This window comes from Burkholderia sp. RF7-non_BP4, assembly GCF_001521935.1.
In the GTDB taxonomy this organism is placed as follows: domain Bacteria; phylum Pseudomonadota; class Gammaproteobacteria; order Burkholderiales; family Burkholderiaceae; genus Burkholderia; species Burkholderia diffusa.
In genome coordinates this window covers 107670-122942 of sequence record NZ_LOTA01000048.1, presented here as the reverse complement: position 1 = coordinate 122942, position 15273 = coordinate 107670, and the positions used below count along the sequence as shown (strand labels likewise).

The following is a 15273-nucleotide window of genomic DNA, read 5'->3' as shown; positions in this document are numbered from 1 at the left end:
GCTATGCGCCTCCCGTCACGCGCAGCACTTCCTCGAGCGACGTCGCGCCGGCCGCGAGCCAGCGCTCGGCGTCGTCGCGCAGCGTGCGCATCCCTTCGGCGCGGCCCGCGGCGAGAATCTCCGCATCGGCCGCGTTGCGGTGGATCAGCGTGCGGATCGAATCGTCGACCACCAGCAGTTCGTACACGCCGCGCCGGCCGGTGTAGCCCGAATGCCCGCACTTGTCGCAGCCGACCGGATGCCACACGGTGCGGCCTTCCTCGTGCCGCTCTTCCTTGCAGACCGGGCAGAGCTGGCGCACCAGGCGCTGCGCGAGCACGCCGAGCAGCGACGACGCGAGCAGGTACGGCTCGACGCCCATGTCGGTCAGGCGCGTGACGGCCGATGCGGCATCGTTCGTGTGCAGCGTCGCGAGCACGAGGTGGCCCGTCAGCGATGCCTGCACCGCGATCTGCGCGGTTTCCAGATCGCGGATTTCGCCGATCATGATCACGTCCGGGTCCTGGCGCAGGATCGAGCGCAGCGCGCGGGCAAAGGTCATCCCGATCCGCTCGTTCACCTGCGTCTGGCCGATGCCGGACAGGTCGTATTCGATCGGATCCTCGACGGTCATGATGTTGGTCGTCGCCGTTTCGAGCCGCGACATCGACGCATACAGCGTCGTCGTCTTGCCCGAACCGGTCGGGCCCGTCACCAGCACGATCCCGTGCGGGCGGCCGATCAGCTTGTCGAACTGGACGAGCGTGTCGCGGCCCATCCCGAGCGCCTCGAGGTTCAGGCGCTGCGCATCCTTTTCCAGCAGACGCAGCACCGCGCGCTCGCCGTGCCCGGTCGGCAGCGTCGACACGCGCACGTCGACCGGCCGGCCGCCGACGCGCAGCGTGATGCGGCCGTCCTGCGGCAGGCGCTTCTCGGCGATGTCGAGCTGCGCCATGATCTTGATCCGCGAGATCAGCGCGCCGTGCAGCGCCTTCTTCGGGCGCACGACGTCGCGCAGCGTGCCGTCGACGCGAAACCGCACGACCGATGCGTTCTCGAACGGCTCGATGTGAATGTCCGATGCCTGTTCGCGCGCCGCTTGCGTGAGCAGCGCGTTGATCATCCGGATGATCGGCGCGTCGTCTTCCGATTCGAGCAGATCCTCGACTTCGGGAATGTCCTGCATCAACCGCGACAGGTCGACTTCGCCTTCGACCTCGCCGACGATCTGCGCCGCGCTGCCGTCCTGGCGCGCATAGGCCTGGTTGATCGCCTGCGCGAGCTCGTCGGCCGGCACGCGATGCACGGAGATCGAGCCGAAGTTGCGCGCGATTTCGGCGAGCGCCGCGTCGTTCGTGCGTTCGCTGATCCACACCTCGAGCGTGTCGTCGAGCTGGTGCGCGATCAGCACCTGGCCGCTCTTCGCGAAGCCGTACGGCAACAGGCGCGCGGCGAGCGGCGACGGCGGCTGCCGTTCGCCCGGCGCGCCGTCGTGGGCGGAGGACGCGAGCACGTCGGTCACTGCGAGGCTCCCGGCGTGGCGGTCAGCGGCTGTTGCGGCACGGCCTGCTGCGGCACGCTCTGCGGCTGGGCGGGCGTCGCTTCCGGCAACGGCTGGGCCGGCACCGGCGCCACCTGGCGCTGCAGTTGCTGGCGACGCATCTTGTCGAGATCGAACAGGTTCCCGGCGGGCGTGCCGCCCTGGCTCGGGCCGAGCGGCATTGGCGGGACGACCGGATCGTCCTTGTCGCGCATCACGTTGTTGTCCGACTTGTACGCGCCCGTCACGCCCTGAATGTAGTCGTAGCGGTTAGCCGTGACTTGCTGCGCGACATTGCGATCGTTGATGATCACCGGGCGCAGGAACACCATCAGGTTGGTCTTCTGGCGGTTCTTGTTCTCCGAGCGGAACAGCTGGCCGATCCACGGGATGTCGCCCAGCAGCGGCACCTTGCTGTTCGACACCGCGTAGTTGTCCTGCATGAGGCCGCCGAGCACGATGATTTCGCCGTTGTCCGCGAGGATCGTCGACTGGATCGAGCGCTTGGTGAAGGTCGGACCGTTGACTGCGGTCGCAGTGGAGGTCACGACCGCCGAATCCTCCGTGTAGAGTTGCAGCTTCAGAATACCGCCATCGGTGATCTGCGGCTTCACGTGCAGCGTGAGACCGACGTCGCGGCGATCGTAGGTATTGAATGCGTTGTTCGTGTTGCCGCTCGTCAGGTTCGAATACGAACCCGTCGGAATCGGCACGTTCTGGCCGACGACGATCTTCGCCTCTTCGTTGTCGAGCGTGATGAGGTTCGGCGTCGACAGCACGTTCGCGTCGCTCACGCCCGCGAAGTAATTCAGCAGCGCGCCGAGGCCCTGCACGCCGAACATGTTGTGCAGCCAACCGACGTTGAGGCCCGGCAGGAGAGTCTGCCCCAACGCGCCGAGACCCGTCGCACCGCCGGCTGCAACCGCGCCCGACACACCGAGGATGTTGCCGGTGGGTGTACCGGGAGCGCTGAAGTTCGTGCCACCGAGAAACTGGCCCTGAGCGATCTGCCACTGAATGCCGAGGTTGCCGGACGTGTTCGAGTTCAGCTCGACGATCAGCGCTTCGATATAGACCTGCGCGCGCCGTGCGTCGAGCTGGTCGATCACCGAGCGCAGGTTCCGGTAGACCGGATCGGACGCGGTGATGATCAGCGAGTTGGTCGCCGAGTCGGCCTGGATCATCCCGCCCGGCTGGTTGTCGTCGCCCTTGTCCTTGTCGCCGCCGAGCAGGCCGCCGGTACCGAGGCCGCCGCTGCCCGTCGCGCCGCTGCCGTACGACGAGGACGACGAACCGCCCAGGCCGCCCGACGGCAGCGGCGGGGTGCCCGACGTACCGGTCGAGAAGTTGCCGCTCGACGACGAGCCGCCGCCCTGGTTGAAGCTGTTCGCATCGTTGGACGACGCCGACGAACCGCTGTCGCTGCCGCTTCCCTTGCCGAGCATGCCGCGCAGCGTCTTCGCGAGCTTCACCGCGTCGGCGTTGCGCAGCGGCACGACGTGCATGTTGCCGGGCACCGCGCTCGGCGCGTCGAGCTGCTGCACGAGGCGCTTCGCGGCTGCGAGGCGCGACGCGCTGGACGCGCGCAGCATCAGCGAGTTGGTGCGCGGATCGGCCGTGACCGACACCTTCAGCGTCGCGTCGCTGTTGCCGATCGCGCCGGGGTCGAGCATCTTCTGCAGTTGCGCGGCAAGGTCGATCGCGTTTGCGTTGCGCAGCGGCACGACCTGAACCTGCGCGCCCGCGGCGCTGTCGACACCCGAGATGATCTGCGCGATGCGGCGCACGTTGTCCGCGTAGTCGGTGACGACGATCGTGTTGTTCGCCGGGTAGGCGGTGACCGTGTTGTTCGGCGAGATCAGCGGCCGCAGCACCGGCAGCAGGTTGTTCGCCGATTCGTTGCGCAGCTCGAACACCTGCGTGATGACCTGGTCGCCGCGCGCCTGCGGCGCATTGCCGACATAGGTCGGCACGCCCTGCAGCTTCGCGTCGGCCTCCGGCACGACCTTCAGCACGCCGTGATCCTGCACCAGCGCGAAGCCCTGCATGCGCAGCGCCGACTGCAGCGTCTTCAGCGCCTGGTCTTCCGGCACCGGCCGTTCGGCCACGAGGTTGAGCTGCCCCTTCACGCGGGGGTCGACGATGATGGTCTTGCCGGTTGCGGCGCCGATCGCCTTGGCGACCTGGTCGATATCCGCATTCACGAAATTGAGCGTGACCTGAGCGTAGGCGGCCTGCGAGACGATGATGCCGGCGACCATCAAGGTCGTGGCGATGCGCCGCATAACGAAGCGATTTCTTGTCATGGATGATTGGGTCGATGCCGGCTCAGGCCACTTCCGGCGGTAGTGCTGGGATCCAGGTCCTAAAGGCGCGACATTAGCAGTTTTTCATGTCCGAAATATCACATTGATCCGAAGACTGTCTCACATACGACATGTATCCTGCACACCGTATGCAATATGTAAGATTTCGGCAATGCCCCGGCATTCAGGTCATCGCCGTCGTTTTGCGATGAATCGACACGAAAATGCGGTATAAACGGGCTGCCGCCTTTCGCTTGTCGTCACGCGACGGACTGTCTGTATGATACGGGCGGCGCGTTTCCAGTCGTACGAATAACAGACACGGGTTTTCCCGATCCTTGCGTCATTTCCTTTTCGTTTCCGCAACATGAACAGACGGTTCGCTTCGATCGCGTTGATCGCCGCCGGCGCGTGGTTCGCCTGCGGAAACGCTCGCGCGGATTGTTTCGACGAGGCCGCCCGCTACCAGAAGGTCAATCCGCTGATCCTGCGCGCGATCGCGTGGCAGGAGTCGCGCAACCGGCCCGACGCGCTGAACAAGAACACGAACGGCTCGGTCGACTACGGTCTGATGCAGATCAATTCGATCCACCTGCCGACGCTGTCGCGCTACGGCATCGGCCGCGACACGCTGATGCAGCCGTGCAAGAACGTCTATATCGCCGCGTGGCACCTGCGCCAGAAGATGAATCGCTACGGCAACACATGGCAGGCCGTCGGCGCCTATCATTCCGAAACGCCGTCGCTGCGCGACAAGTACGCGCGGCAGATCGCCGGAATCCTGGCGCAGTGGAAGCTGCTGCCGCCCGAGCAGTGACGCCGCGCCGCAGCGCCGGCTGACGCCGTGCCGCTCGGCCGGCGCGCGTTTGATGCACAATGCGCATCTCACGCCGCGATTTCGACCGGCCCGGGCCGATCGCGCCCCGCCAGGGCGCCGCGGCCGCTTTTCCCTCTTTTCCGTTGGTGCAAATCGTTATGAATCCGGCAATGAACCAGCCGTTGCCCGTCACCGTGCTGTCCGGTTTCCTCGGCGCCGGCAAGACCACGCTGCTCAATCACATCCTCGCGAACCGCGCGGGCCTGAAAGTCGCCGTGATCGTCAACGATCTCGCGGCGGTCAACATCGACGCGTCGCTCGTGCGCGATGCGCAGGCGCTGTCGCACGTCGAGGAGCGCCTCGTCGAGATGTCGAACGGCTGCATCTGCTGCACGCTGCGCGACGACCTGCTCGTCGAGATCCGCAATCTCGCGGCGGACGGCCGCTTCGATGCGATCGTGATCGAATCGACCGGCATCGCGGAGCCGATGCCGATCGCCGAAACCTTCACGTTCGTCGACGACGACGGCGCGTCGCTGTCGAGCGTCGCGCGCCTCGACACGCTCGTCACCGTGGTCGACGCCTACAATTTCCTGCGCGACTACGGTTCCGACGACGCGCTCGCGACGCGCGGGATCGCCGCATCGGACGAAGACGATCGCACGCTCGTCGAGCTGCTGATCGAGCAGATCGAATTCTGCGACGTGCTGGTGATCAACAAGGCCGACCTCGTCGGCGCGGACGAACTCGCGCGCCTGCAGCACATCCTTGCGCGGCTCAACCCGCGCGCGCACCAGGTCGTGTCGACGTTCGGCAACGTGGCGCTCGGCGAAGTGCTGAACACCGGCCGCTTCGATTTCGACGAAGCCGCGAACGCGCCGGGCTGGCTCGCGTCGCTCGATCGCGATCACACGCATTGCGACGATCCCGAGTGCCACGATCCGCATCACGCGCACGTGCATGGCGAGGCCGACGAATTCGGCATCGGCAATTTTGTTTACCGCGCGCGCCGGCCGTTTCATCCGGCGCGACTCTGGGCGCTGCTGCATCAGGAGTGGCCGGGCGTGCTCCGCAGCAAAGGCTTCTTCTGGCTCGCGACGCGCAACGACATCGCGGGTTCGCTGTCGCAGGCGGGCGGCGTGTGCCGGCATGGCCCGGCAGGTCTCTGGTGGGCCGCGCAGGATCGCGCGGAATGGCCGGACGACGACGAGTTGCTCGCCGAAATTCGCACGGAGTGGCAGGGCGACCTCGACGACCGCTCGGTCGGCGATCGCCGTCAGGAACTCGTGCTGATCGGCATCGGGCTCGATGCCGACGCATGGCGCGCGAAACTCGACACATGCCTGCTCACCGATGCGGAATTCGCGCTCGGCGCGCCGCAATGGGCCACGTTCGACGATCCGTTTCCGGTCTGGGATGTCGATTCGCACGACGACGAAGACCCGGGCGACACGCAGATCGTGCACGCGTAATACACGGTAAAACTCGGGGAAAACGGCTGCGGACAGTAACCGTTAAATCTTGCAAGAGTGACGCGAACTGTGGCGAAAATGCCGCGCGCGCCCAACAAAAAACCCGCCGGAAGGCGGGTTTTTTTCCTGGAACAGGCGCTGAATTAACGCTTGTTGACGGCGTCCTTGAACGCCTTGCCAGCCGTGAACTTGACCGTCTTGGCTGCCGGGATCTTGATGGTTTCGCCCGTCTTCGGGTTGCGGCCCGTACGTGCTGCGCGCTTGCCCGAACCGAAGCTGCCGAAGCCGATCAGCTGAACCGCATCACCCTTCGACACGGCCTTCTTGATGACTTCGAGCAGCGTGTCCAGCGTTTCGCCGGTTTGAGCCTTGCTGGCGCCCGTTTGGGCGGCGACGGCGTCGATCAGTTCCTGTTTGTTCATTAAGGTTCCTTTTTCAGGTTAGGTTTGACACGAACAGCGCGAACGCGCCGATTATACGTGCGCGAACCGTGCCGTCGAGAGTCAGACTCCGACGGCACAGCGCCGAATCCTGGCCCGCGCGACGTGCCGTCCGGCTTGCCGGCGGCCACCCCGCGGTACGGCGTTGCTATGATAGCGCAGCGCAAACCCAATAACGACAAGGGTTTCAAAGATTTTCATCGGTATTTCGCCGAATGAATCGTCGATTGCCTGTTTTTTGACCTGCGCCAACCGGACAGGATACGCAGCCGGGTCCGCCGTCGCGCAACGCCGTTGGTTTTTGCCAACGGCCCGCCGGACGCCTCCGCGCAATCCCTTGCCAGGCTTGGCTGCCACGTTTTTTGTTTCGCATGCCCGACCGACTCGTTCCCGCCACGCTCGCGTTTCGCGACGACGGCACCCTCGTCTCGCCCGCGTACGGCGACATCTATCACAACGTCGCGGGCGCGCTCGCGCAGGCGAGCCACGTGTTCATCGCGGGCAACGCGCTGCCCGCGCGCTGGCAAGGCCGCCGCACGTTCACCATCGTCGAGACGGGGTTCGGCGCGGGCGCCAACTTCCTCGCGACCTGGGCCGCCTGGCGCGACGATCCCGCGCGCTGCGAGCGGCTGCATTTCGTGTCGTTCGAGAAACATCCGTTTTCGCGCGAGGATCTGCGCCACGCACTGTCAAAGATAGTTGCGAACACAACCATGTCGGCAGAAGCGGGGATGCTCGCCGATGCGTGGCCGATGCTCGTTCCAGGTTTTCATCGCCTCGAATTCGACGCCGGCCGCGTCGTGCTCACGCTCGCGCTGGGCGACGCGCGCGAGATGCTGCCGAAACTGGTCGCACGCGCCGATGCGTTCTATCTTGACGGCTTCGCGCCCGCGAAAAACCCGGAGCTCTGGTCGGCCGATGTGTTTCGCGCACTCGCACGCGTCGCCGCCGACGATGCGACCTTTGCGACGTATTCGAGCGCGGGCGTGGTGAAACAAGCGCTCCTCGACGCGGGTTTCACGTATCGCAAGATCGCCGGGCTGGCCGGCAAGTTCGCGATGCTCGCGGGCGAATATGCACCGCGCTGGCGGATGCGCCGGCACGAACCGCCGCGCGCATTGCCGGTCGCCGCGCGCGATGCGATCGTGATCGGCGCGGGCCTGGCCGGCTGCGCGGTCGTCGAACGGCTTGCGGCACGCGGCTGGAACGTCACGCTGATCGAGCGGCACGCGCGGATCGCGAGCGATGCATCGGGCAATCCGGCCGGTGTATTTCATCCACTGATGACGCGCGACGACAACGTCGCGAGTCGCCTCACGCGCAGCGGTTTCCTGCATGCGCTCGCACGCTGGCGCGCGCTCGAGCAGGCCGGCCATGCGTTCGCGCGCAGCACGCGCGGAATGATTCATCTCGCGGAATCGGCCGACGATTTCGTGCGGATGCGCGAGGCGTTCGATGCGCTCGGCGCACCGTCCGACTACGTGTCGCTGCTCGACACCGACGCCGCACGCGCGCATCTGAACCTGCCCGTCGCACATGGCGGCCTGCTGTTTCCGCACGGCGGCGCCGTATGGCCGGCAGCGCTCTGCGCCGCGCAAGTCGCGGCGGCCGGTGAGCGCGTGAAACTGCTGGCCGGCACCGAGGTCGCTCGACTCGAGCGTGACGGCGACACGTGGCGCGCCGTCGATGCGGCGGGCGCGACACTCGCCGAAGCGCCGGTCGTCGTGCTCGCGAACGCGGGCGATGCCGTGCGTCTCGCCGGCCTGCGGCACGTCGCGCTGCAGCCGGTGCGCGGCCAGTTGACGCTGCTGCCGCCCGGCAGCACGGCGCCGCTGCCATGCCCGGCGATCGGCGACGGCTATGCGGTGCCGCTCGACGACGGCACGCTGCTGATCGGCGCAACGTTCGAACCCGATGACCTCGATCCTGCGATGCGCCCCGCCGGACATATCGAAAATATCGAGCGAGTGCGGCATCTGCTGCCCGGCCTGATCGGCGAGCTGCCGGACGTCGGGACGCTGCGCGGGCGCGTCGCGTTTCGCTGGGTCGTCGCCGACCGTGTGCCGGTGATTGGCCCGCTTGCCGACGAAGCGCAGACCGTCGCGAACGCACGCGTGCTGAGCGGTGCGAAGGCGCGCGACCTGCCGCGCACCGCTGGGCTCTACGGCGCATTCGGCTACGGCTCCCGCGGTTTGGTGTGGGCGGCGCTCGGCGCCGAGCTGATCGCGTCGCAACTCGAAGGCGAGCCGCTGCCGCTCGAGCGCGAACTCGTCGATGCCGTCGACCCGGCCCGTTTCCTGATCCGTGCGCTGCGCGGCCGCCAGATCGGCTGATCTCGTCAGCCGAAATCTCACAGTCCTTCGATTTTTTCGCGCAAAGTTATCCACTCGGCGCTGTGGATAACCGCGCGGAATCCACGCGCGGTTCGTGTGCAATCACAGTGGACGTAAACTGGGCAACTCGGCACAGTCGTCGAACGGCTCGAAAGTTGCTCAACTCAAACCGCTGTGAGCAAACAGCCTGTGCAACGGGTTATCGCTGTGCCAACACCTTGATCTTGTTGCGTAAACCGAAGTTATCCACAGAACTGTGCGCGCCTTGTTAACTTCTACTACGTATATATACAAGTAAACCATTGAAACCAAAGACCTGTGGTGCCTCACAGGGCCGCGAGTCGATTCGATCGATTCCGGAGCGAAAAAGCTGTGGCACAATCGGTTTCCTTCGCGTTCGTTCGGCCAGGCGCCGGACATGCTTCAATGGAACGGTCGGCACGATTTCGAATCTGAATCTTCGAGACTGCGCAGTCCGTTCACACACCAGGCCGACAATCCAGATCGGCAGCCTGAACGACAGTTCCGCCGGACGGCGGAAAAAGGCGGATCCCATGTCCCGCCGTCGTCGACCACAACAATCACATTCGGGGCGATACCCAGCCGGCGCGCATCTCATTTCTGACGCTTGACCCCGCGCCGCTGGCGATTGCTTCCAAAGGAGAAGTCACCACGATGAAGTCGGCGTTCTCATTCCTGCCCAACTGGCCGCTCGCGCCGGATGCCGTGTTCTGGGCCGGGCTCGCGTTGTTCGCGGCCGGTCTGTGCGGCGAGCTGTGCTACCGCGCATGGCGGTTGCCGCGCATCACCGGCTATGCGGTGATCGGTCTCGTCGCCGGTTCGTTCGGATTCGGCGTGATCGACGCAAGCACCGACGAAACCTCGCGGCTGCTGATCGACGTCGCGCTCGGCCTGCTGTTGTTCGAGCTCGGCAGCCGTCTCGACCTGAAGTGGATTCGCCGCAATCCGTGGCTCATTGCGTCGAGCCTTGCCGAGGCGACGCTGACGTTCGTGCTCGTGCTGTTCGTGATGCTCGCGCTCGGCGTGTCGGGCATGGTCGCGCTCGTGCTGTCGGCGATCGCGATCGCGACGTCGCCGTCGATGGTGATCCAGCTCAAGACCGAACTGCGCGCGGAAGGGCAGGTGTCGCAGCGCCTCATCACGCTGACCGCGCTGAACAGCGTGTACGCGATCGTGCTGACCAAGCTCGTCACGAGCTGGCTCCACCAGGAGGCGTACGGGAACGTCTTCGCGACGATCCTGCAGCCCGTCTACCTGATCGCCGGTTCGTTCATCGTCGCGTACCTGGTCGCGCGCGCATGCAATTACCTGTTCCGCCACATGACCTCGACGATGCGCGACGAGCATTCGTTCGTCGCGCTGTTCGGCCTCGTGATGCTCGCGATCGCGGTGGCGCAGGCGCTGAAGCTGTCGACGCTGCTCACGCTGCTGCTCGCCGGCATCATCGTGAAGAACCTCGAAGCGCGGCCGCAGCTGTGGCCCGAGCATTTCGGCACGGCCGGCTGGCTGCTGACGGTGGTGCTGTTCGTGCTGACGCTCACGTCGTTCACGTGGGGCGACATCGCACTCGGCGGGCTGCTCGCGATCGCACTGATCGTCACGCGGCTCGTGGCGAAGCTGGCCGGCGTCGTCGCGTTCGCGAAGCCGAGCGGCATCGGGATGAAGCAGGGCATCGCGCTCGGTATCGCGCTCACGCCGATGTCCGCGCTGTCGTACCTGCTCGTCGACGACACCTACCAGCTCTATCCGAATTTCGACCCGCACCTGCGCGCGATCGTGATGTGCACGATCGTGATCCTGCAGCTCGTCAGCCCGTTCGTCGTCTACCGCTGCCTGTCGGCGGTCAGCGAACGCAGCGACGGCAACTGATTTCCGGAACCTGCCATGGCACTCGAAACTTTCGTCAATTCCGAACCGTTCACGTTCGGCGTCGAACTGGAGATCCAGGTCGTCAACACGCACAACTACGACCTGACCAAGGCGGCATCCGACCTGATGCGCCTGATCCAGGGCGAGACCTTCCCCGGCAACATCACGCCCGAAATCACCGAGAGCATGATCGAGCTGTCGACCGGCATCTGCCATTCGCACGAGCAGGCGGTCAGCGAGCTGCACGCGATCCGCGACGTGCTCGTGAAGGCCGCCGACCAGCTCAACGTCGGGCTCGCCGGCGGCGGCACGCACGCGTTCCAGCAGTGGAGCGACCGGCAGATCTACGACGCGCCGCGCTTCCAGTACATCTCCGAGCTGTACGGCTATCTCGCGAAGCAGTTCACCGTGTTCGGCCAGCACGTGCACATCGGCTGTCCCGATCCGGACAGCGCGCTGTTCCTGCTGCACTCGATGTCGCGCTTCATTCCGCACTTCATCGCGCTGTCCGCGTCGTCGCCGTTCGTGCAGAACGTCGACACCGGCTTCCATTCGGCGCGCCTGAATTCGGTGTTCGCGTTCCCGCTGTCGGGCCGCGCGCCTTTCGTGCTGACCTGGGACAGCTTCGAGGAGTACTTCATGAAGATGGTCAACACGGGCGTCGTCAACTCGATGAAGGACTTTTACTGGGACATCCGGCCGAAGCCCGGCTACGGGACGATCGAGGTGCGCGTGATGGACACGCCGCTGTCGGTCGATCGCGCGGCCGCGATTGCTTGCTACATCCAGACGCTCGCGCGCTACCTGCTGACCGACCGGCCGCTGAAGCTGTCGGAGGACGACTATCTCGTCTACACATTCAACCGTTTCGAAGCGTGCCGCTTCGGGCTCGAGGGCACCTGCGTCAATCCTCAGACAGGTGAGCGCCGCACGATCGCGGAAGACATCCTCGACACGCTCGACCGGATCGCGCCGCATGCGGCCGCGCTCGGCTCGCGCGCGGCGCTCGACGAGATCGGCGCGCTCGCGAAGGCGCGCGTGAATGACGCGTCGTGGTTGAGAACCGTTTTCAAACAGGAAAAATCGCTGAACGAGACGGTTCGTCAGCAGTGCCTGCGCTGGCGTGAATGAAAAAATGTTTTGCAGATTACAGGCTCGACCGCGCGGCGATTCGCTGAACGCCGTTCGGCGCCGATTCGTGCGCAGCGCGTCGCCAGTCGTCCTGAAAATCTGTGGATAACCCGATATTCCGCTTCAAAGTCAACGCTCTGCGAGATGGATAACCCGGTGGACCGATGCCGTCGGCACGATGGCCGATTCGAACAGGAAAATGTTTGCGCGTTCGGTTGTGGGGTCGGCTGAGATTGCCGGCACAACGAAAAAATCCGGTTATCCAGCGATTTTCCACAGAATGCAGGGGATAACTTAGCTGTGCGATTTTCCGCTCTCGCTTAGAATGTCGGCTTTGCGGACACCGGAACGACCCGTGTCTCACCGGTCGCCGCGAACGCGACCGCCGCGTGTGCCTCGCGACGGCCGTGTCGACGCTCTTCAACGAGCGTCTGTTTTGAGATGACATTCGATCTCCACACTACGGCTGCTCGGCGATCCGGGCGGCGGCAAAGCGAAAAGACTATGAGCGAAGGCGTTTACGGGAATCAGGCTTCGGGACGTGTGACCCACAGCTTGCTGCGGTTGAGTACGGCCATGCGAAGCCAGGCATGGGATTGGGCGGAAGGCGCAGGCCTCACGCCGACGCAGGGCGAGATCCTCGTGCTGCTGCTGCAACGCAAGGGCCCGATGCGGCTCGGCGAGATCGCACGCGAGACGCAGCTCACGGCTGCGACCACCAGCGATGCGGTCAGCACGCTCGAGACGAAGGGTCTCGTCGAGAAGCGTCGCGCACTGGACGACGGCCGTGCGCTCGCCGTGCGCCTGTCGGCCCGCGGCCGTACCGCGGCGAAGAAGGCGCTGCAATGGCCTGAATTCCTGACGAAAGCGGTCGGCAAGCTCGGCGCGGACGAGCAGGGCACGCTGTACCGTGCGCTGCTGAAGACGCTGCGCGAACTGCAGGTGGCCGGTGCGACGCCGCCGCAGCGCATGTGCCTGACGTGCGCGCATTTCCAGCCAGGCAAGCAGTCGAAGAAGACCGTGCATCACTGCGCGGCGCTCGATCTGTCGATGGCCGACAGCGACCTGCGTCTCGACTGTTCGGTGCACGAAGAAGCCGACGCGGCGACGCAAAAGAAGACCTGGAAGGTATTCGCCGGCTGACGTCCGTCGATCGACCGGGAGGCCGATGATGAACGCTGAAGTGGTGGCGATCCGCCACGTGCATTTCGAGGACCTCGGCAGCTTCGAGCAGGTGCTCGGAGAGCGCGGGCGGCGGGTGCGCTACGTCGACGTCGGATCGTCGCGCGTCGAGGCGCTCGACGCGCTCAAGCCGGCGCTGCTCGTGATGCTCGGCGGGCCACTCAGCGTGTACGAGGATGCGCAGTATCCGTCGATCGCGCCGCTCGCGGCACTCGTGCGCCAGCGCATCGACGCCGGACTGCCGATCCTCGGCATCTGCCTCGGCGCGCAGTTCATCGCCCGCGCGCTCGGTGCGCGCGTCTATCCGGCTGCGCAGAAGGAACTCGGCTGGGCGCCGCTGACGCTCACCGACGCGGGCCGCGCGTCGCCGCTGCGCCATCTCGACGGCGCGGCGACCTCGATGCTGCACTGGCATGGCGATACGTTCGACCTGCCGGGCGGCGCGATCCATCTCGCCTCGACCCCGGCGTGCCGCCACCAGGCGTTCGCGTGGGGGCAGCACGTGCTGGCGCTGCAATGTCATCCTGAAATCCGCGCCGACCGCTTCGAACCCTGGCTGATCGGCAACGCCGGCGAAATCGCGTCGACGCCCGGCATCGACGCGCGCCAGTTGCGCGCCGACACCGTTCAGCACGGTCCTGTGCTGGAGACGGCCGCGCGACGCATGTTCGGCGAGTGGCTCGACAGCGTCGGGCTTTGATCCCGGGCGGGCGGCATCGCGCGTGACCGGCCCGCGGGCATTGCGGCCGGTGCACCGCCGTACGCCGCGTGCGCGCTGCCTCGTTGCCGGCTGCACGCCGGCCCTGCCTGACCATCCGCTTACTGCCGAACCGGCTGCCAGCAGGCTTCGAGTCCGCATGCTACGCTGATCCGCTCTTTCCCTTTCCTGGCGAGCGGCATCCATGACTGCGCTGTTTTCTCCGTTCACGCTGCGCGGCGTGACCCTTCCGAACCGGATCGTGATCTCCCCGATGTGCCAGTACTCGGCCGAGCGCGGCGAGGCGACCGACTGGCACATGATTCACCTCGGCCATCTCGCGCTGTCCGGCGCGGGCCTGCTCTGCATCGAAGCGACCGCCGTCGAACCCGACGGGCGCATCACGGCCGGCGACCTCGGCCTGTGGGACGACGTGACCGAAGCGGCGCTCGAGCCCGTGCTGGCGGCGATCCGCAAGCATTCGCCGGTCCGTGTCGCGATGCAGCTTTCGCATGCGGGGCGCAAGGCGTCGAGCGAGGTGCCGTGGAAGGGCGGCCAGCTCGTGTCCGTCGCCGATGGCGGCTGGCTGCCGCATGCGCCGTCGGCGTTACCGCACAAGGACGGCGAGACGCCGCCGCTCGCGCTCGACGCGGCCGGCCTGAACCGGATCCGCGAAGCGTTCGCCGCGGCCGCGAAGCGTGCGGCGCGCCTCGGCATCGATGCGATCGAGGTGCACGCGGCGCATGGCTACCTGCTGCATCAGTTCCTGTCGCCGCTTGCGAACCAGCGCACCGACGAATACGGCGGCTCGCGAGACAACCGGATGCGCTTTCCGCTCGAGATCTTCGAGATCGTGCGCGCGGCGTTCCCGGCGGACCGGCCGGTCGGCGTGCGCGTGTCGGCGACCGACTGGGTCGAGGGCGGCTGGGAACTCGAGGATACGATCGCGTTCGCGCACGAACTGAAGCAACGCGGCTGCGACTGGATCGACGTGTCGTCCGGCGGCGTGTCGCCGCTGCAGAAGATTCCGCTGTCGCCCGGTTACCAGGTGCCGTTCGCGCAGGCGGTGAAGCGCGCGGTCGGGATGCCGACGATCGCGGTCGGCCTCATCAACGAGCCCGCGCATGCGAACCGGCTGATCGAGTCCGGCGACGCCGATTTCGTCGCGATGGCGCGCGCGATGCTGTACGACCCGCGCTGGCCGTGGCATGCGGCCGCCGAGCTCGGCGCGCAGGTTTCGGCGCCGCCGCAGTACTGGCGCTCGCAGCCGCGCGAGCACAAGACGTTGTTCGGCGACATCGCATTCGGTCAGCGCTGAGCGTCATGCGCGCGATATTGCGCGCGATGTTGAACGAAGCAATCGTGAACGTGTAGGATGCGGGTGATTCGCCGCATGCCCCGACGCGGCACCGACCGGTGCCGCGTTTTCGTTTCGCGCGACGCAGGGCCGCGCAGGACGCAAACGCGGCCGTCTTCCATTCAAGTC

Annotated in this window: 11 protein-coding genes; 8 read left to right on the top strand and 3 right to left on the bottom strand. The window is 66.0% G+C overall.

Annotated features, from left to right (window positions below; translation table 11 throughout):
• Window position 1: 1 nt before the first annotated feature.
• Together gspE and gspD are read right to left on the bottom strand one after the other, a co-directional pair.
• Window positions 2-1501, bottom strand: a complete 1500-nt coding sequence (gspE, locus tag WS49_RS18015) for a type II secretion system ATPase GspE (RefSeq protein WP_059531283.1) — start codon at window positions 1499-1501, stop codon at window positions 2-4.
• The gene (gene gspD, locus WS49_RS18010; RefSeq protein ID WP_059531280.1) at window positions 1498-3825 is read right to left on the bottom strand and encodes a type II secretion system secretin GspD; all 2328 of its coding nucleotides are present in this window, start codon (window positions 3823-3825) and stop codon (window positions 1498-1500) included. Before gspD ends, gspE begins: the two co-directional genes overlap by 4 nt.
• Window positions 3826-4192: 367 nt before the next feature.
• On the opposite strand from gspD, the gene WS49_RS18005 reads away from it, so the two are divergent.
• Together WS49_RS18005 and WS49_RS18000 are read left to right on the top strand one after the other, a co-directional pair.
• Window positions 4193-4642 carry a lytic transglycosylase domain-containing protein gene (locus tag WS49_RS18005; protein ID WP_059531277.1) on the top strand — a complete coding sequence of 150 codons (450 nt, stop codon included), beginning with the start codon at window positions 4193-4195 and terminating at the stop codon, window positions 4640-4642.
• A gap of 158 nt (window positions 4643-4800) precedes the next feature.
• Complete coding sequence (locus WS49_RS18000) at window positions 4801-6114, top strand: GTP-binding protein (protein ID WP_059531275.1); 1314 nt, start codon at window positions 4801-4803, stop codon at window positions 6112-6114.
• 143 nt (window positions 6115-6257) lie between these two features.
• On the opposite strand, the gene WS49_RS17995 is transcribed toward WS49_RS18000, so the two are convergent.
• The gene (locus WS49_RS17995) at window positions 6258-6536 is read right to left on the bottom strand and encodes an HU family DNA-binding protein (RefSeq protein WP_006401505.1); all 279 of its coding nucleotides are present in this window, start codon (window positions 6534-6536) and stop codon (window positions 6258-6260) included.
• Window positions 6537-6925: 389 nt separating this feature from the next.
• Between WS49_RS17995 and mnmC the strand changes: the two genes are divergently transcribed.
• From mnmC to WS49_RS17965, 6 genes are all read left to right on the top strand, one after another.
• Window positions 6926-8887 (top strand): bifunctional tRNA (5-methylaminomethyl-2-thiouridine)(34)-methyltransferase MnmD/FAD-dependent 5-carboxymethylaminomethyl-2-thiouridine(34) oxidoreductase MnmC, encoded by a 1962-nt coding sequence (gene mnmC, locus WS49_RS17990; RefSeq protein WP_059531272.1) that lies wholly within the window; start codon window positions 6926-6928, stop codon window positions 8885-8887.
• A 675-nt stretch (window positions 8888-9562) separates the two neighbouring features.
• Window positions 9563-10777, top strand: a complete 1215-nt coding sequence (locus WS49_RS17985) for a cation:proton antiporter (protein WP_059531269.1) — start codon at window positions 9563-9565, stop codon at window positions 10775-10777.
• Window positions 10778-10792: 15 nt separating this feature from the next.
• On the top strand, window positions 10793-11908 hold the full coding sequence (locus WS49_RS17980; protein WP_034183814.1) for a YbdK family carboxylate-amine ligase: 1116 nt from the start codon (window positions 10793-10795) through the stop codon (window positions 11906-11908).
• Between the two features lie 504 nt (window positions 11909-12412).
• On the top strand, window positions 12413-13051 hold the full coding sequence (locus WS49_RS17975; protein WP_059531266.1) for a MarR family winged helix-turn-helix transcriptional regulator: 639 nt from the start codon (window positions 12413-12415) through the stop codon (window positions 13049-13051).
• A 28-nt stretch (window positions 13052-13079) separates the two neighbouring features.
• Complete coding sequence (locus WS49_RS17970) at window positions 13080-13790, top strand: glutamine amidotransferase (protein WP_059531420.1); 711 nt, start codon at window positions 13080-13082, stop codon at window positions 13788-13790.
• 202 nt (window positions 13791-13992) lie between these two features.
• A complete protein-coding gene (locus WS49_RS17965; RefSeq protein WP_059531264.1) occupies window positions 13993-15105 on the top strand; it encodes an NADH:flavin oxidoreductase/NADH oxidase in 1113 nt (370 codons plus the stop codon).
• The last annotated feature ends 168 nt before the right edge of the window (window positions 15106-15273 follow it).

Coding starts and splice junctions, on each gene's coding strand:
- WS49_RS17975 (WP_059531266.1), top strand. CDS start 12,413: ATGAGCGAAGGCGTTTACGGGAATCAGGCTTCGGGACGTGTGACCCAC.
- WS49_RS17970 (WP_059531420.1), top strand. CDS start 13,080: ATGAACGCTGAAGTGGTGGCGATCCGCCACGTGCATTTCGAGGACCTC.
- WS49_RS17980 (WP_034183814.1), top strand. CDS start 10,793: ATGGCACTCGAAACTTTCGTCAATTCCGAACCGTTCACGTTCGGCGTC.
- mnmC (WP_059531272.1), top strand. CDS start 6,926: ATGCCCGACCGACTCGTTCCCGCCACGCTCGCGTTTCGCGACGACGGC.
- WS49_RS18005 (WP_059531277.1), top strand. CDS start 4,193: ATGAACAGACGGTTCGCTTCGATCGCGTTGATCGCCGCCGGCGCGTGG.
- gspD (WP_059531280.1), bottom strand. CDS start 3,825: ATGACAAGAAATCGCTTCGTTATGCGGCGCATCGCCACGACCTTGATG.
- WS49_RS17985 (WP_059531269.1), top strand. CDS start 9,563: ATGAAGTCGGCGTTCTCATTCCTGCCCAACTGGCCGCTCGCGCCGGAT.
- WS49_RS18000 (WP_059531275.1), top strand. CDS start 4,801: ATGAATCCGGCAATGAACCAGCCGTTGCCCGTCACCGTGCTGTCCGGT.
- WS49_RS17965 (WP_059531264.1), top strand. CDS start 13,993: ATGACTGCGCTGTTTTCTCCGTTCACGCTGCGCGGCGTGACCCTTCCG.
- WS49_RS17995 (WP_006401505.1), bottom strand. CDS start 6,536: ATGAACAAACAGGAACTGATCGACGCCGTCGCCGCCCAAACGGGCGCC.